This is a genomic window from Streptomyces sp. NBC_00461, assembly GCF_036013935.1.
Taxonomy (GTDB): Bacteria; Actinomycetota; Actinomycetes; order Streptomycetales; family Streptomycetaceae; genus Streptomyces.
Genome location: NZ_CP107902.1, coordinates 1,083,044 through 1,105,537 on the forward strand (window position 1 = coordinate 1,083,044; position 22,494 = coordinate 1,105,537).

General features: G+C 67.4%; 19 protein-coding genes and 5 pseudogenes. 7 read left to right on the forward strand and 17 right to left on the reverse strand.

Annotated elements, in window-relative coordinates:
* Positions 1-11: 11 nt before the first annotated feature.
* Together OG870_RS05335 and OG870_RS05340 are read left to right on the forward strand one after the other, a co-directional pair.
* A complete protein-coding gene (locus OG870_RS05335) occupies positions 12-425 on the forward strand; it encodes a Zn-ribbon domain-containing OB-fold protein (RefSeq protein WP_327690667.1) in 414 nt (137 codons plus the stop codon).
* A gap of 94 nt (positions 426-519) precedes the next feature.
* Positions 520-1,440: an SDR family NAD(P)-dependent oxidoreductase gene (locus tag OG870_RS05340; protein ID WP_327690668.1), complete on the forward strand. Its 921-nt coding sequence runs from the start codon at positions 520-522 to the stop codon at positions 1,438-1,440.
* Between the two features lie 147 nt (positions 1,441-1,587).
* Here OG870_RS05340 and OG870_RS05345 read toward each other — a convergent pair whose 3' ends face one another.
* From OG870_RS05345 to OG870_RS05355, 3 genes are all read right to left on the reverse strand, one after another.
* A complete protein-coding gene (locus OG870_RS05345) occupies positions 1,588-1,812 on the reverse strand; it encodes a hypothetical protein (RefSeq protein ID WP_327690669.1) in 225 nt (74 codons plus the stop codon).
* 267 nt (positions 1,813-2,079) lie between these two features.
* Complete coding sequence (locus tag OG870_RS05350) at positions 2,080-2,478, reverse strand: hypothetical protein (protein ID WP_327690670.1); 399 nt, start codon at positions 2,476-2,478, stop codon at positions 2,080-2,082.
* Between the two features lie 287 nt (positions 2,479-2,765).
* Complete coding sequence (locus tag OG870_RS05355; protein WP_327690671.1) at positions 2,766-4,304, reverse strand: class I adenylate-forming enzyme family protein; 1,539 nt, start codon at positions 4,302-4,304, stop codon at positions 2,766-2,768.
* Positions 4,305-4,684: 380 nt separating this feature from the next.
* On the opposite strand from OG870_RS05355, the gene OG870_RS05360 reads away from it, so the two are divergent.
* On the forward strand, positions 4,685-5,932 hold the full coding sequence (locus tag OG870_RS05360; protein ID WP_266586797.1) for a winged helix-turn-helix domain-containing protein: 1,248 nt from the start codon (positions 4,685-4,687) through the stop codon (positions 5,930-5,932).
* 423 nt (positions 5,933-6,355) lie between these two features.
* Here the strand turns inward: OG870_RS05360 and OG870_RS05365 are convergent, their stop codons facing one another.
* The 8 genes and pseudogenes from OG870_RS05365 to OG870_RS05395 all read right to left on the reverse strand — a co-directional run bounded on the left by OG870_RS05365 (position 6,356) and on the right by OG870_RS05395 (position 13,980).
* On the reverse strand, positions 6,356-7,984 hold the full coding sequence (locus tag OG870_RS05365; RefSeq protein ID WP_266586795.1) for an FAD-dependent monooxygenase: 1,629 nt from the start codon (positions 7,982-7,984) through the stop codon (positions 6,356-6,358).
* A 12-nt stretch (positions 7,985-7,996) separates the two neighbouring features.
* A complete protein-coding gene (locus tag OG870_RS05370) occupies positions 7,997-8,158 on the reverse strand; it encodes a hypothetical protein (RefSeq protein WP_266586793.1) in 162 nt (53 codons plus the stop codon).
* Positions 8,109-9,050, reverse strand: a pseudogene (locus OG870_RS48085) (CaiB/BaiF CoA transferase family protein); the annotation flags it as partial. The pseudogene OG870_RS48085 and the gene OG870_RS05370, both read right to left, overlap by 50 nt.
* A gap of 85 nt (positions 9,051-9,135) precedes the next feature.
* Positions 9,136-9,672, reverse strand: a pseudogene (locus OG870_RS48090) (hydroxymethylglutaryl-CoA lyase); the annotation flags it as partial.
* An 18-nt stretch (positions 9,673-9,690) separates the two neighbouring features.
* Positions 9,691-10,683 (reverse strand): MDR family oxidoreductase, encoded by a 993-nt coding sequence (locus OG870_RS05380; protein ID WP_327690673.1) that lies wholly within the window; start codon positions 10,681-10,683, stop codon positions 9,691-9,693.
* Between the two features lie 11 nt (positions 10,684-10,694).
* The gene (locus OG870_RS05385; RefSeq protein ID WP_327690674.1) at positions 10,695-11,909 is read right to left on the reverse strand and encodes a hypothetical protein; all 1,215 of its coding nucleotides are present in this window, start codon (positions 11,907-11,909) and stop codon (positions 10,695-10,697) included.
* On the reverse strand, positions 11,906-12,796 hold the full coding sequence (locus OG870_RS05390) for an enoyl-CoA hydratase/isomerase family protein (RefSeq protein WP_266531849.1): 891 nt from the start codon (positions 12,794-12,796) through the stop codon (positions 11,906-11,908). Before OG870_RS05390 ends, OG870_RS05385 begins: the two co-directional genes overlap by 4 nt.
* Positions 12,793-13,980: a CaiB/BaiF CoA transferase family protein gene (locus tag OG870_RS05395; RefSeq protein WP_266531850.1), complete on the reverse strand. Its 1,188-nt coding sequence runs from the start codon at positions 13,978-13,980 to the stop codon at positions 12,793-12,795. The genes OG870_RS05390 and OG870_RS05395 overlap by 4 nt, the downstream gene beginning before the upstream one ends.
* Positions 13,981-14,115: 135 nt before the next feature.
* On the opposite strand from OG870_RS05395, the gene OG870_RS05400 reads away from it, so the two are divergent.
* A complete protein-coding gene (locus OG870_RS05400; protein ID WP_269646746.1) occupies positions 14,116-15,639 on the forward strand; it encodes an AMP-binding protein in 1,524 nt (507 codons plus the stop codon).
* Between the two features lie 63 nt (positions 15,640-15,702).
* On the opposite strand, the pseudogene OG870_RS05405 reads toward OG870_RS05400, so the two are convergent.
* Positions 15,703-16,099 (reverse strand): annotated as a pseudogene (locus OG870_RS05405) (transposase family protein); the annotation flags it as partial.
* Positions 16,100-16,184: 85 nt separating this feature from the next.
* Positions 16,185-17,186: pseudogene (locus tag OG870_RS48095) on the reverse strand (IS110 family transposase).
* Here OG870_RS48095 and OG870_RS05420 point away from each other — a divergent pair.
* A complete protein-coding gene (locus OG870_RS05420) occupies positions 17,127-17,318 on the forward strand; it encodes a hypothetical protein (RefSeq protein ID WP_266588673.1) in 192 nt (63 codons plus the stop codon). The pseudogene OG870_RS48095 and the gene OG870_RS05420 overlap by 60 nt on opposite strands.
* Before the next feature lie 160 nt (positions 17,319-17,478).
* Here OG870_RS05420 and OG870_RS05425 read toward each other — a convergent pair.
* Positions 17,479-17,770 (reverse strand): annotated as a pseudogene (locus tag OG870_RS05425) (helix-turn-helix domain-containing protein); the annotation flags it as partial.
* Between the two features lie 181 nt (positions 17,771-17,951).
* Positions 17,952-18,560, reverse strand: a complete 609-nt coding sequence (locus OG870_RS05430; RefSeq protein ID WP_266586785.1) for a VOC family protein — start codon at positions 18,558-18,560, stop codon at positions 17,952-17,954.
* Between the two features lie 344 nt (positions 18,561-18,904).
* On the opposite strand from OG870_RS05430, the gene OG870_RS05435 reads away from it, so the two are divergent.
* Together OG870_RS05435 and OG870_RS05440 are read left to right on the forward strand one after the other, a co-directional pair.
* Positions 18,905-19,096 carry a hypothetical protein gene (locus OG870_RS05435; protein WP_266586779.1) on the forward strand — a complete coding sequence of 64 codons (192 nt, stop codon included), beginning with the start codon at positions 18,905-18,907 and terminating at the stop codon, positions 19,094-19,096.
* A gap of 132 nt (positions 19,097-19,228) precedes the next feature.
* Positions 19,229-19,717 carry an IS3 family transposase gene (locus OG870_RS05440; RefSeq protein ID WP_269646747.1) on the forward strand — a complete coding sequence of 163 codons (489 nt, stop codon included), beginning with the start codon at positions 19,229-19,231 and terminating at the stop codon, positions 19,715-19,717.
* Positions 19,718-20,047: 330 nt separating this feature from the next.
* Here the strand turns inward: OG870_RS05440 and OG870_RS05445 are convergent, their stop codons facing one another.
* The gene (locus OG870_RS05445; protein ID WP_266586769.1) at positions 20,048-20,827 is read right to left on the reverse strand and encodes an enoyl-CoA hydratase/isomerase family protein; all 780 of its coding nucleotides are present in this window, start codon (positions 20,825-20,827) and stop codon (positions 20,048-20,050) included.
* 466 nt (positions 20,828-21,293) lie between these two features.
* Positions 21,294-22,457, reverse strand: coding sequence for a PucR family transcriptional regulator (locus OG870_RS05450; protein ID WP_266531586.1), 1,164 nt, complete (start codon positions 22,455-22,457; stop codon positions 21,294-21,296).
* Positions 22,458-22,494: the final 37 nt, after the last annotated feature.

Here is a 22,494-nt window from a genome sequence, read left to right on the forward strand (position 1 = left end):
AAGGATCTCTCGTGACTCGTGCCGACCGCCGGGACCTGCCCACCGTAGAGCCGGACACACAGCCGTACTGGGACGCGATCCGCGATCGTGGCGTCCTACTCATCGCCCACTGCACGGACTGCGACCGGGTACACCACTACCCGCGTCCCTTCTGCCCGTTTTGCTGGAGCTGCGCCGTCGAGCCTCGTCCTGCCAGCGGCCGCGCCTCGCTGTACACGTTCTCCACGGTCTATGTCAACGACTTGCCGCCGTTCGCCGATCGCGTTCCGTACGTAGCCGCCCTCGTCGAGCTCGAGGAGGGGCCCCGGTTGATGACCACCATCGTGGACTGCGCTCCAGAGGACCTCCACATCGGGATGGCTCTGACCGTCCGGGCCGAGCCGCTCGACGAGACATTGTCGGCTCCGGTCTTCGTACCTGCCTGAGTCCGCGCTGTCCTCACCACATCACCGGCACGCCGGCGACCGCACCGGCCGTGTCACCACAAGGTGACAAGACAAGAAGGAGAATCACCACCTCATGCCTGGACTGTTGGATGGCAAGGTCGCCATCGTCACGGGAGCCGCGCACGGTATCGGCCGGGGTCATGCCCTGGAACTGGCCAAGCAAGGAGCGGCCGTCGTCGTCAACGACCTCGGGACGACGATCTCGGGCGACGGATCCGGCCGCGACGCCGACGTTGTCGTCGACATCATCCGGTCACGCGGTGGACGAGCCATCGCGGACTACGGCGATGTCGGCGACGAGGACCAGGTGGAGGCACTGGTCGATCGGGCTTGGACGGAGTACGGGCGCGTGGACATCCTCGTGAACAACGCCGGCATCGTGCGGGATCGAGCCATCTGGAACATGCCGGTCACCGATTTCGACCTGGTGATGCGCGTGCACGTCCGCGGAACGTGGCTGGCGTGCCGTTCGGTCGCCCGCCGATGGCGCACGACCGCCAAAGCCTCCACGGGTACGACGTACGGCCGCATCATCAACACGGTCTCCGGTGCCGGGCTCCTGGGTCACTTCGGTCAGTCGAACTACGCGACCGCCAAGTCGGCGATCGCAGGCCTGACGCTCACCCTCAGTCTGGAACTGGCAAGCATCGGAGTGACCGTCAATGCGATCGGGCCCGGTGGCCTTACCCGTCTCTCCGCGTCCGGCAAGGATGATGTCGTCCCCGAGCCGGACGAACGTCCCGAGGACTCCTTCGATCCCCTGGACGCCTCCCTTTGCTCCCCTGTCGTCGCGTGGCTCGCGAGCGAGCAGGCCAGCCAAATCTCCGGACAGGTCATCCGAGCAATCGGCGACAAGATCTATCTCATGGGCGGATGGACCGAGGACGCGGTCGCCTGCAGCAACGAGCAGCGCTGGGATGCCACCAGACTCGGTGAGGTATTCGGCACCGAGATCTTCGGGACACGAGCGCGTGGACTCCGGCTGGGCGGCTGACCGCGCGGTGGGAGAAGGTCCGTGACCGGAGGTGGTGCGGCCTGCTGACCACCGGTCGGTAAGACACGGCTCGTTCTCCCCCGACGGAGGTCCGGTCGACGAATTCGCTCAACCGTGGGCTTCCATGGAACAGGGCGGACAAACTGCCTACGCAGCATCAACTTCACCGATTGCAAGGCCGCTTGCTGCGACCTCGCACCCGATCCCGGCTGCGGTCAGGTGCCGGTACAGGTACGAAGCCGGTCGGCCGGTCTCGTAGGCGACCACCACCGCGCCTGGCAGGTCGCTGACCCAGTAACTCAGCTGCGAGAACGCCACGCCGGAGCGGATGTGGTCGCCGCCGGCCGCATGATGCAGGCATCGCTGGAGCATGTCGCCAACTGTGCCTGGTGCAGAAGGTCTTCGCTGGCGCAAGCTCGCGATCTGGGTCGCCGCCGCGGAACAGGCCCTGAGCATGGACGACGTGCGGGAAGGGCCGTGCCTGTTCCTGGAAACCATGTGCGAACTCCAGGCCCGCGACCGGGGCTTCAACGACTTCGCCTCGATCCGGCTGCCTGAGAACGTCTGCCTGGCCAGCCAGCAGACCCGGATCCATGACCCGGCGTGCGCATCGTCGAACGGGCGCGAGAGCAGGGCCGCCTACGACCCGACCTGGTACCCGAGGACCTCGCCTTCGTCATCTGGTCCCACAGCCGGATCATCGAGGCGCCCGACGGGATCGCCCGCACGCATGGCGCCGCCACCTGTACCTGATGCTCGACGGCTTCCGCGCCGAGCGCGCCCACCGACGCCGCACCCGAGACGTGGCGTCGGCTCGTCGCCTGCCTCATCCATCGCCTGGTAGGTGAATTGGTCGAAGAGCGCGTCGTAGGCCATCGTGTCGACCACCATTGTGTAGCAGTACTTGAAGCCGGTCCCGGACTTCGACAGCAGGTGCGGGGCCTGGCTCATCGACTGCATGCCGCCGACAGCGACGACATCATGCTCCCGGACACGGATCATCTGGCCGGCGGTGGCGATCGCCTTCACCCTGGCCACGCAACCTTGATGAGTGTCACCGCCGGCATCATCATCGCGTTACCACCCTTGACGGCGACCGTCGAGCGGTGTTCTGCCCGCATCCGGCCTGGATGACGTGCCGACGACGACGTAGTCGACCTGGTCCCCGCCTATCCTGGCCTTCTCCCGCCGGTTCACGATTCCACCCAGATCGGTGGCGGGCTCGAGCCGGACAGACCGCGGAGCAGCCGGCCCGTCGCGTGCGGGCATCCGCGACGATGACCGCTGTGGGTGCTTCGACTCTTACTACTTGCTCCTCCTGTCGATCAGCGGCCCACGCCGGCGGCAGATACCGGGGCGGTCTCGGTGGTCACGGAGGCCTTCGCCAACTCGCGCAGCGCGCTCCGATTGATCTTGTGCATCGCGTTCGCCGGCAGCTCCTGGATAACATGCAGAACGTCCGGCGCCTTGTAGTCGGCCAGGTTTCGTCGTACGAACTCCCGCAACTCATCCAAGGTGACCGTCTCACCGGGTACCGGCACCACGAAGGCAACACCAATCTCACCGATAGTCGGCGCCGGAGCAGCGACGATGCTGACATTGGCGACTTTCGGGTGGGTGACCAACAGGCTCTCCACCTCGGCGGGATAGACGTTGTAGCCGCCGCGGATGTACATGTCGCTGGAGCGGCCGGTGAGCACGAGGTTGCCGTCGGCATCGAGATAGCCGAGATCGCCCGTCAGCAGCCAGCCCTCGGAGTCGAATGCCTTCGCCGTCCGTGCCGGGTCGTTCCAGTAGCCGCGCATCACGCAGGCCCCACGGATGCGGACCATGCCGACTTCCCCCTCGTCGGCCAGCACGGAAACCTCCATGCCGACTTGGGGGCGGCCCACGGTGCGGAATTGCACCTCCGGCGGGTCCTCAGGTCGGGTGCCGGCGATGCTCGGGCTCTCCGTCATCGCATAGCGGACCACGAGCGGGCAGCCGAGGACCTCCTTGACCCGCTCCACCAACTCGGGTCGTGCGGGAGCGGTCGCGCTGAGCCCCACGCGGACGGAGCCGAGGTCGAGCTCGTCGATGCCGGGAAACTGAACAAGCTTCTCCCACTGGGTCGGTACGGCGCCGATCACCGTGACTCTCTCCTCGACGATCTGCCGCAGCATGGAGTCCACCGACCATGGCATCACGCCAATGATCACGGTCGTCAGGTGGTGGATCTGGTCCCACAGGCGCGCCATGTAGCCGGCGTGCGGGAATGGTGTGGGAACCAGTCTGCGGTCACCGGGTGTGCTCATCGGTCCGGCAGCGTCGGAGACGGCCTTGAGGTTGCGGTGGTCAAGGTAGGGGCCCTTGGGGTTCCCGGTCGTACCACTGGTCCACATGATCACGACCGGGTCCGCGGGGTTGCACTGGCCACGCGGCAGGTCGACCGCCACGCGAGCGTAGATCCCCGCCAGCTCGGAACGAAGGAGGGACCGCGGCTCGCCGGGCAGCGGCGGGGTGGCCAGCGTGCCATCACGCACCACCAGCCGTGGCAAGCATGTCTGGGCGATCGCCTCCATCTCCTGGGGCCCGAGCCGAGTGTTGAGTGCGGTGGTGACAGCACCGAGCTTCGCGATCGCCGCGAACACGACGGCGAAGTCACACGAGTTGGGCATCACGAGCGCCACGACGTCGCCCCGGCCGACACCGCGTCGGCGGAGCTCCTCCGCCACCAGATCGGAGCGGAGATGCCACTCTGCAAAGCTCATCCGATCGTCGGGACCGACGTACGCGTCGCGCTCCCCCTGTTGGGCGGCCGCCGCCGCCAACAGATGGTCGACGGTGTCGAAATCGCCGCTCACCACGAGGGTTTCATGCTGCATGAACTTCCTCTCCGAACGAAGTTATCGAGCCGCGCTCCTCCCCTCGGCACTGTAGGACGGGCGCCCGGGCGCGAGAAGCCTCGCCAGCAGTTCGGCATCCCCCCTACATGTACGAAGAATGCCGGTCGGTGCTCAACCCACATACCGAGACCCCGGTTGCTCGGACCACCGGCTCAGCCGGTCGTCTCCGACCTGCAGATCCTTGTACACGCTGTCAGATATGGCCATACTGGCTATGGCGCACGCCACTCACCGTCGAGTTCGCGGAGGCTTCAGTGCACAACGACCGGCGTACCAATCCGCGCCCTGCGCCCCCGCTGGGCCTGACCGTGCCCACTAGATCGTCTGCGCCAAATGGCGGCCACCGCGGAACGGCCCTCGTGGTCGCGGACACAGAGCTCGGCGCCGCGGCCACATCCAGCGCCTTGGCTGCCATCGGCTGGAAGTGCGTGTGCACCACCGACCTGGACCGGGCATCGTGGCTGGTCTTGGTGCGCAACTTCGGACTCCTCTTCGTCGCCGGCACCTCGGATCCGTGGGCGATCGGCACCGTGTCGCTTCTGAGGCCGCTCTCCCGGGCTCCCATGGTCGCGCTGTCGTCGCCTGGCACGCAGTCCGAGCCCACTTTGCTCAACGCCGGAGCAGACCTGGTGTTGGAGCAGGGCTACTCCGGCGATCTGTTGCGAGCCGGCACCGACGCGCTCCTGCGCCGAGCCATCCCGAACCAGGCCGAGCTGCGGTTCCTGGAGAGCCCGGGCCTCCGGGTCGACCTGCTGGCTCGCAGAGTCACGGTTGACGGCCAGCAGGTCAGCCTTACCCCCACCGAGTTCGACCTGCTTCGCGTGCTGATGGGCCAGCCCTTCGTCGCGATCCGGCACCACGAGATCCTCAAGGAGGTCTGGGACTGGAAGCACACAGACGACCGCAACGCCCTGCGCCTGCAGATCAACCGACTGCGCAAGAAGCTGGAGGCCTCCGGTGAGCGTCGCTACATCCGCGCGGCGCGCGGCATCGGGTACAGCTTCGACCAGCCCGTCACGGAACTGGCCGCCCATCAGAAGAAGGGCACCGGTGTGGAGGACAGCAACTACGTGGCGACCTGGGAAGATCGTCTGAGCACGCTCATCCAGTCGCTCTTCGCCACCCACAGCCGGCTTGAGGCATGCCGGGCCCTCGTTGACCTCGCGGCCGACGACAGCCTGTGTGACGGTGCGGCCGTGTTCGCCCGGCGCCCGGGCTCGAACTTGCTGGATCTGGTCGCGCAGGCCGGGATGCCGGAGGAGTGGCAGACCTCGGTAGCGGCAGGCGTGCCGCTAGACGGCGGATACCTCTCGGCCGACACCTTCAACACCCGGGCGATCCGGCGAGTCGTCGACATCACAAAGTTCAAGCGCCGTTATCCGGCGACGGTAAAGCTGACGCGCTTGGCCGAAACCGAAGTACCCTCGATCCTCTCGATTCCCCTGGCCGATGCCCATGGCACCTGGGGCCAGGTCGGCTTCGTCAGACGCTCCGACAGCCCCTTCACGCCTTTGCAGTGCATAGTGCTGGAGGCAGCCGGAGCCGTTCTCAGCGGCCTGTTTCCACGCCACCTGGGCGAGCCGGACGGCACGCTCGCCGCCATCTGACGCTGTCACCGGGATCATTGGACCCAGTGATCCACGGGTCACGCCAGGAAGAAGTCGGCAGTCCCGGTGATCACGACTCGCCGGTGTGCTGCCTCGCTGCAGTTCTACGGTGGCCAGGCCGCCCTCGGCCCCTCCTCGACGGCAACGACGGTTCCCGAGCAGTTGAGGGTGTCGCCGTAGAAGACCTGAGAGCGGAACCGAACGCCGAAGCGGTGCACGGTCGCGGCACCGAGTAGGCCGGTTGCGTAAGTCGCCGGCAAGGCGCCTGGAGCATCCCGTGGGCGATCACCGTCGGATACCCGGCGCTGCGGGCGAAGTCCTTGTGGTGTAGAGATCCAGACCTGAGCGGACGAGGGCGTCCACAGCAGCGCGACGATGCCTTGGACATGATCGACGCCTTCGTCCACTGGGGCGTACTGATCCTCAGGCATGGCCGGTGACCGTCAGCAGCAGGTCGCGGGGGTCGGGCAACTCGTCGCCGCGCCAGGTCACCATGCCGTCGGGGCGCACCAGCACCCACGGTCGATCGTAGGCTGCGGCGACGGCCGGCTCACTGACTCGGACGACCGTGAGCGGAACGCCGAGACCCGCTGCGGCTGCCTCCGCGCGACCGATGTCGGCCGACGCGGGCTCGTCGCCGAGAACGAGCAACGTGAAGGCGTCACGGTCGAGCAGGTCGATGGTGGCGGTGCCATCGGCGAACCGCACGAACGGGGCACGGTGCCCCGGGCGAGCGGTCTGCACGTAGACGCTGGCATCGTCCGGAGTCGGAGGCGTCCCGTCACCGACGACGATCGGCGACTCGTCGTACCGATAGCCCATCGCCACCCCGAAGGAGTGCCACTCGGGCTGCAGGCGGGCGTTCATCTGGTCCCCCAGCGCCCGGCGCTGCTTCTCCCCCTCGGGCGAGTCCTCGAAGAGCCGGTCCCACTTGGCTTCCTCGACCCACGCGCCGTAGTTGCGACTGGAGAAGTTGCCGTTGCGGATCGCCACCGGCCGACGCTCGGCGTTGTAGGCGTCGATCAGCGATCTGCCACCCCAGCCCTCGATGAGCGCCTGGAGCATCCACGCCAGGTCGCTGACGTCGCCGAGACCGGTATTGAGGCCGTGTCCGCCGGTGGGCGAAGTGGTATGGGCGGCGTCACCGGCAAGGAACAGCCGTCCTTGCGCGAAGCGCTCGGCCGTGTAGTGGCTGCGGCGCCACGGCATCACGCGGTGCAGAATCCAGTCGCCCTCGTCGGTGCCAAGGGCACGGCGCATGGCTGCGTCGTAGTCGTTGCTGTCGGGCTGCTGGCGCTCGGTGAAGCCGACGAGCGTCATCCGCCATAGCTTCCGGCCGTCGACCGATGTGATGTTGGCCCAGGTCTTCCCGTCCTCGCCGACAAACATGAAGCGCTCGGCCCGGCCGTGAGGGTGCAGGTCCTCGAGCGCCTCGAACTCGATCATCGCGCTCACCGAGTAGTCGAGATCGTTGCCCTCGAAGGCGATGCCCGCTGCGCGGCGGACGGTGCTGCCGGCGCCGTCGCATCCGACGATGTACTTCGAGCGGACCGTTAGGTGCTCGCCGTCGGGGCCCTCGACGACCGACGTGACGCCCTCGGCGTCCTCGGACATCGAGCGCCAGACAGCGCCGTAGAGGACCTGCGTCATGCCGAGTTCGAGGACCTTGCCGGCCATCAGCGGGTCGAAAACGTACTGCGGGCAGCGCGCGGGGATCTCCCTCGTCTCGGGAAACGGTATGCGATCCTTCGCCGAGGGCAGCGGGTCGCGGCCGAGCACGAAGCCGTTGAGCGAGGTGACGTAGAGCGTGTCCCGAGGGTAGTCGAGCGGGAACCCGGCGTTGATGATGTCGTCGGCGACGCCCATCTTCCGGAAGTACTCGACGGTCCGCTCGTTGAAGGTCCCTGCCTTGGCGAGTAGCTCGAGTCCGGTCCCGGCGTCGGCCTCGACGAGGACGCACGGGACGCCCCGGAGCCCGAGGTCGTAGGCGAGGGTGAGGCCGACGGGCCCCCCGCCGACGATTATCACGGCGGTGTCGATGCGCTTGCTCATGACGGCTCCTCGCTAGATGATCGCGTCGGTCCGCAGCGCCTCGACCTCGTCGTCGCTGAGGCCCAGCAGGTCGCGGTAGACGGCGGTGTTGTGTTCGCCGAGCTCCGGACCGAGGGCCCGGACGCATCGGGAATTCGCCGAGCACTTCGTGTTTGAGCCGGACGATCGACTCACGTGCCTTGAAGTGCGGGTCCTCCAGCATGTCCTTGGCGCGGTAGATGAGTCCGGCGGGGACACCAGCCTCGTGGAGCGCGTCGAGGAGGTGACCGGATTCCTGCGGACTGCTCCAAGCGGAGATGATCCGGTCCAGCTCCTCGGAGTTGGCACCGCGCGCGTCATGGGTGGCGAACCTCGGGTCCGCGGCAAGCTCGGGCTGGCCCATCACCTCGGTAAGCCGCTGAAAGACCGTGTCGCGGTTGCCGGCCAGCACCGACCCTTCGAGCGCCGGGTAGACGTTGCTCGGCGCGACGCCCGGGAGGATCGAGCCAGTCCGCTCGCGCTGGTAGCCGCCGACCTCCCAGTCGGGAACGAGCGCCTCCATCATCGCAAACACGGACTCGTAGAGGGATGCGTCGACGACCTGCCCGCGGCCGGTGTTCTGCCGGTGGTGGAGCGCGACGAGCGTGCCAAGGGCCGCGAAGGTGCCAGCGAGTTCGTCCCCGATCGAGACGCTCACTCGGGCCGGTGGCGTCACCGGGTCGCCGGTCACGTACCGGAATCCGCCCATTGCCTCGCCAACGACGCCGAAGCCGGCGCGGGGTGCGTAGGGGCCCGTTTGGCCGTATCCCGTCACGCGGGTGACGACGAGGCCACGGTTGACCTTCCAGAGCTCCTCGGGGCTCAGGCCCCACCGCTCCAGGGTGCCGGGCCGGAAGTTCTCGACGAGCACATCCGCCTGCGCGACGAGTTTGCGCACGATCTCCTGGCCTTGGGCGCTGCGCAGGTTGAGCGTGATGGACTTCTTGTTGCGCCCGATGATCGGCCAGTGCAGCGACAAGCCCTGAGGCTTGACCCGACCCCAGCCGCGCATCGCGTCGCCCTCGCCAGGTGCCTCGACTTTGATCACCTCGGCACCAAAGTCGCCAAGGAGCGCGGACCTGGGCCGGTACGCCGACTCCGATCGATTCGGCCAGGGAGATCTCCACCGCGCCGCCGTCGTACGCCTCTCCCGCGAGGCGGGCGACCAGCTCGGGGTCGGCCTCGCCCTCGAAAGGGCAGCCGAACGCGGCTGCGATCGCGACGGAAAGCGGAACGGCGCCGTTGGCCTCGGCGACGATCTGGCGCCAGCGCCCGACCATCTGCCCGATGGTGGCGCCCTGGTTGCGCTGGCTGAGGGTCTCGCTCGCGACAAGAACGACGTTCACCTCGTCCATTCCGGTCTCGATGGCGCGCGTGAGTCCACGGGGGTTGAGGACCAGGCCGCTGTAACTAACACCGGGCACCCGCTCAGTTCGCGCCATGGCCTCCTCGGCGGCCGCCATCTGCGGAACTGCCTTGGAGCTGACGAAGCTCACCGACTCGACCCGGCGAAGACCCGCCGCGGTGCTGCGGCGAATCAACTCGGCCTTGTCCTCCGGTGACAGCGGCGCCTTCTCGTTCTGGAGCCCATCGCGAGGTCCGACCTCGACGATCTCGACGCGCATCCCCCGCCCCTCTCGCTGTGTCACCGACGGTTCGCGTGCGGCCATGTCTCGAACCTGTAATCGTCAAGCCGTGACGTCGATGACGACGCGACCCTGGACCTGGCCCTGCAGGATCTGCGGCGCCAGTGACGGAAGCGCCGACATCGGCTCAACCCGGGACAACGATGCGAGCACATCGGGCTTGAGGTCGCGCGCCAAACGGCTCCAAGCAGCCTTACGCTTCGCCTGGGGGGCCATCACGGAGTCGACGCCGAGCAGCGCAACCCCGCGCAAGATGTGGGGCAGCACGGTCGCGCCGACTAGGTCACTGCCACCGGCCAGCCCGCAGGCGGCAGCGGCGCCGCCGTAAACGGTCTGCGACAGCGCGTTGACGAGGGTGACACCGCCGACGGTGTCGACTACCCCGGACCAGCACTCCTTCTGCAGCGGGCGCCCGGGCTCGAGGAGCTTGTTGCGGTCCACGATCGTCCCGGCTCCCAGCTCCGTGAGGAACTCGTGCGCGGAGGGGCGCCCGGTCGAGGCCGCCACGGGCACTCCGACCGCGGTAAGGAGTGCGACCGCGACCGACCCTACGCCTCCGGCCGCGCCGGTGACGAGCACATCGCCACCGGCCAGTGCGCCCCAGGCATCCAGTGCGTCGACGCACAGGGCTGAGGTGTAGCCGGCTGTGCCGATCGCCATCGCATCAAGGGTGCTGAACGGCTCGGGGATCTCGACGAGCCACTCGCTCTTGACCCGCTGATAGCGGGTGTAGCCACCGGACTCGGTCTCCGACATGCCCCAGCCGTTGACGACGACCTTGGCGCCGACCCTCCACTGGGCATTTGTGGTCTCCACGATGGTGCCGGCCAGGTCGGCGCCGGCGATCAGGGGCGTGCGCCGCGCAATCTTCTGGGCGCCGGAGACGTTGAGGCCGTCCTTGAAGTTGAGCGAGGAGTACTCGACCTCGATCAGGGTGTCGTAGTCGGGCAGGTCGGCGAGGCTGAGCCGGCGGAAGTCGCACACCCGCTTCCCGTCGGTCTCGTCGACGACCAGTGCGGTGAAGGGTTCGTTCATTGCGGCGCCTTTCAGCGAAGTCGGGTGGGGGACGGAGGACTGAGGCCGAGCAGGCCGCGCTTGGCGACGAACTCGAGGGTCAGCTCGGTTGTCTGCTTGAGCAGTTCGGGGGTGCCCGCGTAGTAGTGGTCGGCTCCCTTGACGACCTTGTACTCCTTGTCGGTGCTGGCGACCGCCTCGAAGACCTCATGGACGTGGGCCGCCGGGGCGCAGTCGTCGGCGCTGTTCTCGATGGTGAGGAACGGCACCGTGACGTCCTCGGCACACACCTCGGCCCTGGCGCGGGTGTCGTCGATGGACCACTGCGACAGCCACGAGCGCAGCGTGCAGAACCGCGCGACGCCGACCGGTCCGGTGTTGACCGTCTCGGGATCACCGGAGTAACACCACTCCGGCCGACGGTCGTTGGGCTCCAGGGTCGGGTCGAGCCAGCGCGGGTCGGCCTCGGTCCGGTGGACGACGAAGGCACCCTCGATCTCCTTGCCGCCGCGGTTCTCGAGCATCTCGAGGCGCTCACGCACGGTCGCCGTGATACGGCGCATCCGGGACAGCTGGGCGGCACGGTACTCCGCGACGAAGTCTGCGCTGTAGGGCCGACTGGCCAGGTTCTCGGGCCGGTAGAGGTCCAGGTGCGGGTCGCGGTCCTCGGGGTTGAGCTCATCGCGCACCGAGGCGTCGAGGGACTCCAGCAGCACCCGCGCCCGGGAGGCGTGCGCGGCCTGGAAGACCACAGCGTCGGCGGGTATGAGCCCGGCACCGACGACATCGACCGGGTCGCCGTACGGCGTATCCACGATCGTGGGATTCTCGGCCTGCGACTGGTAGAGCATCGACAAGGAGCCACCACCGCTCCACCCGACGAGCACCACCTTCTCGTAGCCGAGCTGTTCCTTGGCGTAGCGGATCCAGGCGCCGAAGTCGAGCAGCGTCTTCTCGAAGATCAGGGCCGCGTCGTTCTTGAAATATCGGGTGCGTCCGCACAGCACGTGCACACCGGACTCGGCCAGGCTCCGCGGCACGGGCAGCGCGTCCATCGGGGTGACCGGATGCATGAAGAAGAAGACGGTCTTCGAGGTGCCGGTGCGCGGCTTGAGCAACACGCCCTCGACATGGACCATGCCCTGGCTGCCGGCGTAGCCGTACACCTCGTTGAAGGAGCGATGCTCGGGGTAGTCGAGAGCGATGTACTGGTACTGCAAGTCCCCTTGGAGAACGTCGAGGATCACTGGTCTTCCTTCATGCTCGTCGGAGTCGGCAGCCAGCTCCCGGTGAACTGGGAGTCGCGGGCCGCCTTGAGTCCGGTCACGCCCTCCGTGGCCAGAATGTCGGCGAAGCGCCGGCCATCAGGAGCTTCGGCGTAGCGGGCGTTCGAGACGGTCACCACGTCGCGGGTACGCCCGGCCGCGCGGCCGTCGGTACGCCCCATGGCATCCGCGGTGGCGTTGACCGCGGCCTTGTTGAGGATCGCCGCTTCCCGGGGCGTCGCCGCGATCCGTGCGGCGAGGTCACCCGCCCGGACCGACAGCGCGTCGGGTGCGACCACGGCCAGGACGAGCCCGATCCGTTCGGCCACGGAGGCGTCGATCAGCTCTCCGGTGAGGATCAGGAACTTCGCCCACGCCGGCCCGATCAGCGGCACCAGCTCAGTGGCGCCCGGGTGGCCGATACGGCCCTCCACGAGACCGAAGCGGGCGTCCTCGGCCGCGACGACGAGGTCGAACTGGGCAAGCAAGCCCAGGCCCGCCCCCAGGCACAGGCCGTGCACGGCCGCGACGATCGGCCTGCGGACGGCTCGGATGCCGGCGTGGAACCGGTCGACCTCCGCAACCATCTCCGTGACGTCGTACGGTCTGTCGGTCGGCGGCGCCCCGGTCAGGTCACCGCCGGCACAGAACGCCCGGCCCTCCGCGCTCACGAGGATCGCCCCGACGGACGCGTCGGCGTCGGCACGCTGCAGGGCGGCAAGGATCTCGGCCCGGCTGCCGTCCGGGCCGAAGCCCAGGACGTTGAGCTTGTCGGGCCGGTTGAGGCGGACGTGCGCGACCCCGTCCTCGACGTGATACGCGACATGGGCGTAGCCGGAGTCGCTCTCAGAGCTGGCCAGGGCACTCACCGCCCGCCTTCCCTCTTGATCTTCGCGGCGTCGTCCTTGCCATAGCCCAGCTCGACGAGGACGTCCACGGTGTGCTCGCCCAGCTGCGGCGCGTGCCGGCGGAGGCCCGGAGGCGTCTTGGACCAGCCGACCGGACCGCGCACCGTGCGCAGCGGGCCCTCCGTGGGGTGCTCCGTCGTCTGGAAGAAGCCGACCGCGTTCAGGTGCGGGTCGTCGAAAATCGATTCCAGGGTGTGCAGCGGCGTGGCCGGGATATCGGCCTTCTCGAACACCCCCAGCCACTCAGCGGTGGTCCTCGCGGCCAGCTGCTCGCGCACGAAGGCGTACGTGTGATCGGCGTGGGTGGTGCGAACGCCGAAGTCGGCGAAGTACGGGTCATCTAGAAGGTCCGGCCGCCCGACGAGCTCTCCGAAGGACCGCCAGTGGTTGTCGGTGTAGATGATCGCGCATACGTAGCCGTCAGCCGTCTGGTAGGGGCGCCGTTCGGCGGTGAGTGTGCGCGGGTATCCGGGCGGACCCATGGGCGGCTCGAAGGCCATGCCGCCCATGTGGTCGCCGAGCACGAACTGGGCCATCGACTCGAACATCGGCACTTCGATGTGCTGGGCCTCCCCGCTCCGCTCGCGGTGGAACAGGGCGGTCACGATGGCGTGCGCAGCGTACAGACCCGTACCGCGGTCGTTGAACGAAGTGGGCACATAGCCGGGCTCCGGCGAGCCCGTGCGGGCCAGCAGGGAGGGCACGGCGGTGAGGCCCTGGATGAGGTCCTCGTACGCTGGTCGGCCGGCATAGGGGCCGCCCTCGCCGAAACCGACGAGACTGACCGAGATGAGTTTGGGGTTGAGCTCGGCGAGGTCCTCGGGCCCCAGGCCGAGCCGGGCCATCGCCTGCGGGCGCACCGAATACATGAACACGTCGGCGCCGGCGAGGAGGTCGCGCATCGCCTCCATGTGCCGCTCGATCTTGAGGTCGAGCACGACACTGCGCTTGTTCCGGTTGAGCTGCAGGAATGTGCAGCCCATCTCGGGGTTCTGCATCGGCGGAATACTCCGTGTCGTGTCACCAGCCGGTGACTCGACCTTGATGACGTCAGCACCGTGGTCGCCGAGTAGCTGGCTCGCCATCGGCCCCATCACCGTGGCGCTCATGTCGACGACGCGGATACCTGCCAGTGCAGACTCCACCTGCTCCTCCAAATTCATGCCGCTCCCAGGCGGGACGTCCTCAGCCTAGGTGCGAATAGATGTCGATTGGGTGTCCGAGAGAGCGGTCCCGAAGTGGCATCCATTCGACAGGCACATCGGCCTACGGTTCCCCTTATGACAATGGCTCACGGTCACCGGACACTCGGCTCGGTGCTCAAGGAATTCGCCCACCTGCAGCCCAACGCGCCCTTCCTCGCTTACGAGCGAGGTCCCGGGCTGGTCGAGACCACCACGTGGGGGCAGATGGCCGCGCGGGCGCTTTCCTCCGCCGAGCTGCTGTCCTCGCACGGCGTGCGGGCCGGCGACAAGGTAGGCGTCCACCTGACGAATTGTCCCGAATTCTACGACGTGTGGTTCGGCGCCGCGCTCCTTGGCGCAGCCATCGTGCCCACCAATCCACTGCTCACCGCCGACGAACTGCGCTACGTGGTCGACCACGCGGGATGCGAAGTCGTCGTGACCCAGGCCGACTTGGCCGACACAACCCGCGCCGCCGGCGCCCGGACGATCATCGACGTCGAGCACGCGTGGCACGTCAGCGACACCTTCGCCGACTGGGACTCAGTCGACCTCCGTCGCACCGACGGCGGCACGCTCGCGGCCATCATGTACACCTCCGGCACTACCAGCCGCCCAAAGGGTGTCATGGTGACCCACGCGGCGTACCTGAACGCCGGAGACGTCGTCGCCGGTCACTTGCGGCTGCGTCGTTACGACCGCAACCTCATCGTCCTGCCCCTCTTCCACGGCAACGCGCAGTACTACTCGACCATGTCGGCCTTCGTCTCCGGAGCCTCTGTGGCGCTCACCCCCCGGTTCAGTGCCAGCCGATGGTCGGAGCAGGCGCTGGCCACCGGAGCGACGGTCGCCAGCCTTTTCGCCGCTCCGATCCGGATGCTGCTCGCTCAGTCGGTCTCCAATGCCGACCACATGCACCAGCTGCGCGTCGTGATCTTCGCGCAGAACGTCTCCGCGGCCCAGGTCACGGAGTTCCAGAAGCGGTTCGGGGTCGATCTGCTTCAGCTCTACGGCATGACCGAGACGGTCTTCCCGCCCTTGATGAACCCGCTGCTCGGCACGCGGAACTCCCAGGCGATGGGCAGGCCAGTCGCCGGCGCACGCATTCGTCTCGTGGACGACCAGGGCAACGACGTCCCGCTCGGCACTCCCGGGCAGTTGCTCGTCGGCGCCAATCCCGGATTCGACGTGATGACCGGCTACCTCGCCAACCCGGAGGCCACCGCGTCGACGCTCGTCGACGGATGGCTGCACACCGGAGACGTGGCCGCCACGGACTCCGACGGGTTCGTCATCTTCGTGGACCGGGCGAAGGACATGATCAAGCGGGCCGGCGAGAACGTCGCCTGCAGCGAGGTCGAGGCGGTGATCGGTCAGCACCCCGCCGTCTTCGAGTCCGCCGCTGTCGGCGTTCCCGACGAGATGCGCGACGAGGCGCTGGTCGCGTTCGTCGTGCTCTGCAAGGGCGCAGAGGCGACCCCGGACGAGATCCTCGACTTCTGCCGCGAGCGGCTCGCGAAGTTCAAGGTCCCCGACAGCGTCAAACTGGTCCGCGAACTGCCGCGCACGCCCGTCGGCAAGATCCAGAAGCACCGGCTGAAGGGGAGCCTGCCGGCCTGACGGGCCGCACGGCTGAGGCAAGCAGAAGAGGGGCCCGCGGTGGCCCCTCTTCATTGGGCTTCTTCAGCGTTGCCGCTCCAGAGTGAGGATGGCCTTGGCGATTGACGTCATCCGGTTGGGGCTGCATCGGGATCTTCGGAAGATCCGCCAGGACTTCAATCGTGCGATGCCGCGTTCGACCGGTGCCCGTGCTGCGGACAGCGCGCGGTTGAGGGTCTTCTCGGTGAGGGTGAGTTCCTGCAGGGTTTGCGCTTGATGCCTGTGGTCAGCCAGGGCCGGCACCCTGGTAGGCGAGGTCGGCCAGGATGGGGACGCCTTGGCGCTCGCAGATGCGGATGATGCGGTGGGTACGGGCAGCGGTCAGGTCGTGAGCCCGGCCCGGCAACGCGGGCGAGAGCCACAACAATTGGCCGTCCGGATCGGTGACCACCTGCACGTTCACCCCGTGCTGGCGGTGCTTGATGCCCCCTATGTTCGTCAAGCTGCGGCCATCAGAGTCGCTGAAGGATCAGACCGCTGGTGGCGCGTGATCATGTCGGCACGGATCAGTTGTATACCTCGCGGGCTACGTAGCGTTTGAGGCAGCGCATGACCTCACGTTTTCCCTTGCCTTCGGCGGTGCGTCGCTCAAGGTAGAGGCGGGTACGCTCGTCTTGTCTCATGCGCGTGACCACGATGCGGTGCAGTGCGGCGTTGGCCTGCCTGTCTCCGCCGCGATTGAGCCGACGGCGTTGTGCTTTTCCCTGAGGACTTCTCGACGGGACTGACACCGCACAGGGCGGCGAAGGATGCCTCGCTGCCCAGCCGTTCCGGATTGTCGCCTGCAGTGATCAGCAGGGCCGCCGCGCTGTCGGGTCCCATCCCGAGCTGCTCCAACAGGCTGGGCGCGGTAGCCCTGATCGCTATGGTCATCCGCCTTTCGAGCTCGGTGGCTTCGTGTCGAAGCTGCACGACGCACTGTGCCAGCAGCCGCAGCGTGAAGACCGCCGTGTCGGCTGCCGGGTTGCCCTCGCGGGTGTCGGCCAGTTCTGCGCACCGGCGGAGCAGCCGCGAATTCGAGAGCGGCTCCAGCTCCTCGCGCAGGGCGGACAGAGCGTTGACCAGCACGGACTTGAGCTGGTTGAGCGCTTGAGTGCGGGCTTTGACCGCGGAGTTCTTCGCCAGCCGGAGCATCCGCAAGGCTTCCACTTGCCCGTCGCCGCTCTTCGGTAGCGCCCGTGCGATGCCGGACAGCGCGGCCCGGGCGGCAGCCTCGGCATCGACGGCGTCGGTCTTGCCGCGGCGGCGCCGGGTGGATCGGTCGGGCTGGTTCACCTCCACCACCGCAACCTGCTGGGCCGCGAGGTAGCGGGCCAGGCCCGCACCGTGGGAGCCAGTGCACTCCACCCCGGCCCGCAGCACCGTCCCGCACTGGCGTGCCCAGTCGAGGAGCTGGCGGTAGCCGGCCCGGTGGCCGGGAACTCCCCGCTGCTCAGCAGCCTGCGAAGGTGGTCAAGGACGGCCGCGACGTGTACGTCTTTGTGGGTGTCGACGCCGAGCACCACCACGCGCGGCTCGGCCGCGGCCTCGACAGCATGAACAGCAGGAAAGGCAGCAGACTTGCCGAGGGTGGCCACCGTGCTCCTGTTCGACGACTTACCGAAAGTCAGCGCCGGTCGGTGGAGCGGTCAGAACTGTGACGGTGCCTTCGAGGCCATGGCCCCTATCGGGACACGCTCCGCCCGGCCCGGTGCCGGTGCGTGTCACTCCGGCCGGGCTGACAGATCAAACACAAGGCACAAGCGGCCAGTGAGAGTACGAGTCAAGCCGTGGCCGGAACGACACACCGCCATCCTCACAGTGGGAGTAGTCGGCCCGTCCGTCGCCGGCTCGGTCGCACTCGGCGAGCGTGCCGTCCAGCAGGACGAAGTCCGCATCGGCCTCGCGCATGACCTTCAGCAGACCCGGCGCGCGTTCGGCGAGCAGGTGGACGATCGTGCTGGTGTAGGCGTGGGCGGTGGACTCGCTGATCCCGAACCCGGCAGGGATCTTCGCCAGGGTGGTGTGCGCGCAGGTACACCAGTGCCACCATCGCGCGCTGGGACGGGCGGAGCTTGCAGCGCCGGTCACCCTCACGGGTGACGATGAGCATCGTCACCCACTCCACAAGGGCATGGGGCAGGTCGAGTGCGGCAGGATTGACCAACGAGGCCCCCGAGCAGCGTGGTTGAGACGTCAGACATCTCGATCAACAGCCCGGGGGCCTCGCTCGTTGCGCTTCGTGGACCGTCACCTGATCGGAGGCCAAGCCGAAGAAGCTCATTCGGCGGATCTCAGGCCGGGGTGTTGCCGTGCGATTCGTTCCGGTAGACCTGAATGAACTTCATCACCGCCTCGGCGACGTCCTCGTTCCGCTCCGCCGCCTTGTGCTTGACCTCGATCCAGGCCTTCAGCTCCCGCTGGGCCACGGCAGCGTTGTCGTTCCACTTGGGGTCGAGGGGCGTGGTGATCTCCAGGCGCAGGTCGTTGACCGGGTCACGGAAGTAGACGCTGTAGACGATCCCGTGGTCGATCGGTCCGACCGTGGAGATGCCGTTGGCGTTCAGCCACTCCTTCCAGGCTTCGACGCGCTCCTTGCTGTCGACCTGCAGCGCCAGATGGTCGAAGATGTCGTACGCGGGGTGGCCCTTGGGGTTGGCCTTGGGCAAGCCCGGCGCCTCGAAGAAGGCGATCGTCGAGCCGTCGCCTTGGCGGAAGAAGATGTGGAAGTAGGGGAAGTCATCGCCGGTGCTGGGCACCTTGTCGCCGATCACGCTGTCGACCAACGGCATTCCCATGATCTTCTCGTAGAACTCCACCGTCGCCTCGACGTCGTGGGTCACGTACGCCTGGTGGCTGAGCATGTCGGGCTGGCCCGGGTGTTGAAGGCTAGTGTCGGGCATCACATGGCCCTTTCTCCGGAGAATGTCCTTGCGACTCCACACTCACACCCTGGACGTGTCACAAGGATGTCACTTGCCCGAGGCTTGAGCGATCCGGTTGCCACCTGCAGCAGGTCGTGAGCCAGCTGCCGGTCTGGGGCGGCCTGACCACCAGCAGCGAAAGCGGCGAGAACCAAGGAATCCCGAGTGAGCATCCGGACAGCGAGGTCCGGCGGACCATCGCGCCCTCCACGCCTCACCCGGCGACGACCCGGATCACGCGACCAAGGTGCGTCTGAGAAAAAGCACCAGTTGGGGTTCTCAATACCCAACCACTGGTCGTTCGGGGTGCCGGGGCGTCCGAAGTGCTGGGCGATGCGGGCGCCGGCCATGAACAGGGCGGTGGCTGTGGAGGCGATCTGCGGGCCGTTGTCCGAGACCGCGAGTATCACCGGTACCCGTTCGTCGTTGTCCGACACGACGCCGTGCGCGAGTTCGTCAAGCAGCGCCTCGTCGAGCAGGTGCTCCTTGCCCTCGGCGACGAGGGCGCGGGGTGAACGACCTCGGCCTGTGTGGAGGACTCCTGCGCGGAGACCACGGTCGCGAGCCACTTGCTGGACACCACGCTGATAACTGCGACCGCGCAGCGTTTGCTCGCCCCGAAGTGCATGAAGTCGTAGATCCATATCATGCCGGGAACGAGGTTGGCCCACTCCGGGAACGGCCGCTCCTCGCGGCGCCCCCGCGTGGCCTCGAAGGGTGCCTACGGTGTTCCGCGCGTGCACGCCGAGCTGCGGCGACTGGGCCGGACGGTCAACCGCAAGCGGGTGGAGCGGGTCGTGCGCGAACGCGGCATCGTCGGCGTCACGCGTAGAAGACGCCGTTCGCTGACCCGTCCCGACAAGCAGGCACGGCCGGATCTGATCGGCCGTGACTTCACCGCCGCCCGGCCCGGCACCCTCCTGGGCGGGGACATCACGTACCTGCCCACCCAGGAGGGCTGGCTGGACCTGGCCACCCGCGAGGTCATCGGCTACGCGATAGCCGACCACCACCGCGCCGAGTCGAGGGCCGCCCCGGCGACTTCATCGGCGACCGACCCGTCAGCTCCGTCATCCAACCCGCTGGTCGTCCCACAACACACCTCTCTAATCAGGAGTGTTGCTACGACTGGTTGAACCTGGCGAGTACACCTCGGCTCAATTCCGCATGGAAATACGCGCGTTGGGGCTTCGCCAGAGCACCGGACAAACAGGTTCCTGTTTCGATAACGCCGCAGCGGAGAGCTTCTGGGCCGTACTCAAGGAAGAGATCGCACGCGGATCTGGCCCGACCGAGCGACCGCCCGTGCCGAGGTGTTCGCGTTCATCGAGCCCTTCTACAACCGGCGCCGCCTACGCATACACGCTGTCTTCGGGTACCTCACACCCCACGAGACACGTCAGCGGTTCCGGAACGACCAGACGCTCGCAGCGTAGAAGAAGGGTGTCCAGGGTCGCGGGGAAACTTCACGGCCGCAAGGACTCGGACTGGATCAGCATCGTCTGCGCGAGACGATCGATGTCCCGGGCCGTTCGCCGATCCACCTCGGACGCCGCGTCGATCGCAAGCTTGGCCAGACCGAGCGCCTCGGCCGGCAACGCAGCCAGCTTGCGTGCGAACTCGTCAACATCGCGGTCGAAGGTCTCGGACGGGTACACGGCATGCACCAGTCCGATGTCCGTCGCAGCGGAGGCATCCACCAAGGCGTCCGTCATGACCAGCCACTTGGCCCAGTGGGTTCCGAGCAACCGCGTCAGCCGGCTTATCCCGCCGGAGCCTGGAATCATCGCCAGCTTTGCTACTTCCGGCAGACGGAAACTGGCTGCCTCCGACGCCAGCCGGAAGTCACACGACACCGCCATTTCGACGCCGATGCCCATGCAGGGCCCGTTGGCAGCCAGGATCACCGGCTTCTCGACCATCTCCAGCCGGTCGAACAGGTCGTGCCGAGCGTCTGCCCGGTACCTGCGCCGAAAGTCGTATCCGCTCCGCGAGGCGTCGCCGCCTGGATCCACCGTCGCGCCGACCGTCAAGATGTCGATACCGGCGGTGAAGTACCGGCCGCGGCCGCGGATGACCAGGACTCTGAGGTCTGCGCGCTGTTCGAGCTGAATGACGGCAGCGTCGAGCGCATCGAACATCGCCGGCGTGATGGCGTTCAGCTTGGCGTCACGACAGAACGTCACATTAATGATTCTTTCGGACTCCGAAACCTCGACGTCCGACAATGAGCTGTCATCCACCACTGCCTGTGCTCCTTCGTACGGGTGCCCTGCACCACTGGGGTCTCAGGTACTTCACACGTGCACGGACGGGGAGGATCGAGCTCGATCGTCCCTGGCCGGCGCTGCGACGAGCGCCGGACGCATCGCAGTTTGGCGTCCTCAGGAATCGTCTGCTCCTCCTCCAGGTCTCCCAACGAGTATGCCGTAAGTCTTACGGTATAACTATCGGGAAGGGCTGTCGCCACCCCAGAACTCCCTCGTGGGCGCACAGTTTTCTCCCGGCCTGACCGAACGGGCCCTCGTCATCAGCGAGGCCGCAGCGGCTGAGCACACGCTCGCTGCTGCTCGCATCAGGCGATACACCGAGCGCGCGTCCTTCGCGGGCTCAACGCAGGAGAGTCGACCCACGAGATTTTTCGGGATTGGGCGCGCCCGCATACCGACGCGACGAACTGGTTCGGCACTCGCGCCGTAGCCGTGGCTGACCTTATGGTCGGCGGGCCTCCTGAGCAGCGATCCACGACTGGAGAAGTGTCGGTGCCGATCGGGGGTCGAGTCCCGTCAGGTCCCGCCACCGGCCCAAGCGGTAAGTGAGCGTGTTCGCGTGCATGTTGAGCGCCTTCGCCGTGGCCGCCAACGAGAGCGAGTTCTCCCAGTGAGCGATGACGGCATCGGCGAGGTGGGGGTGCTCGCGAGCGACCGCGACGAGGTCGGCCACGAGGGGCACGAGGCGGTCGCGGTGCGCCGCGACACACGCGAGAACCCAGTTGTCCGAGAAGTCACTGACCCGCCGCGGCGCGGTGGCAGCGTCCAACGCCAGCCGTGCGTCTTCAAGACTCGCGGCGGCGCCGTCCAGTCCCTGGCGGAGCATCCCGATGCCCCACCGGCCCTCCCGATGACTTTCCGCGTAGGCGCGAACAGCGGTCGACGATGATTCGTCGGCGAGTACGACGAGGTGAGCTCCTCGCGCGGCACAGATGATCTGGGCACCGAGTCCGGTGATGCTGCGTTGCAGCTCGAAGGACACCTCGGCGTTAGATCGTGGCGGCGCCCACACGAGCACCTGCCAGCTCGCGGTGGCCGGCATGCGCAGCGTCTCCGCGATGGCGCGGACTTCGTCGTCGACCACACCATTGGTGAGCCTCTCGACGAGGCGGTGGATCAGGGTGATTCTGTGCCCTTGGAGGCTCTGCGTCACCTCGGAGTGGGCCGCTGTGAGTGCTGACGAGAGCACGTGCAGCGAATCCATCATCCGGCTGGCGAGCCGTGGCAGCTCGGGGGCGCTCGCTTCGTCGGAAGCGCGCACGAGAGCATTCCAGACCTCGCTGTCACCGATGTGATAGGCGTCGATCAGGCTTGAGATCTGTACGTGCTGCCGCGCGCGAGCCCTCGCTAGCCGTGCGGCGGACTCAAGGTCCGCAGTTTCAGGTGGTCGGTCGTACCGCACCGCCTCGAGGCGACGGCGGAGCTGCTCGTGAACAGCCTCCCAGTGCTCGTTTTCCGCGACAACAAGGTATTCGGGCAGCTCGTGTCGGATCCGTCTAACCGCCTTGGAGACCACCGCGTCCAGGTCGTCCCGCACTCGGGAGCACAGCGCCTGCACCTCCGCCCGGGAACCGGAGTCAAAATGGGGAATCTCACCAACCTGCATGCCGAAACAATACGGGCTTCGTGGGTTCTGCCGTAGC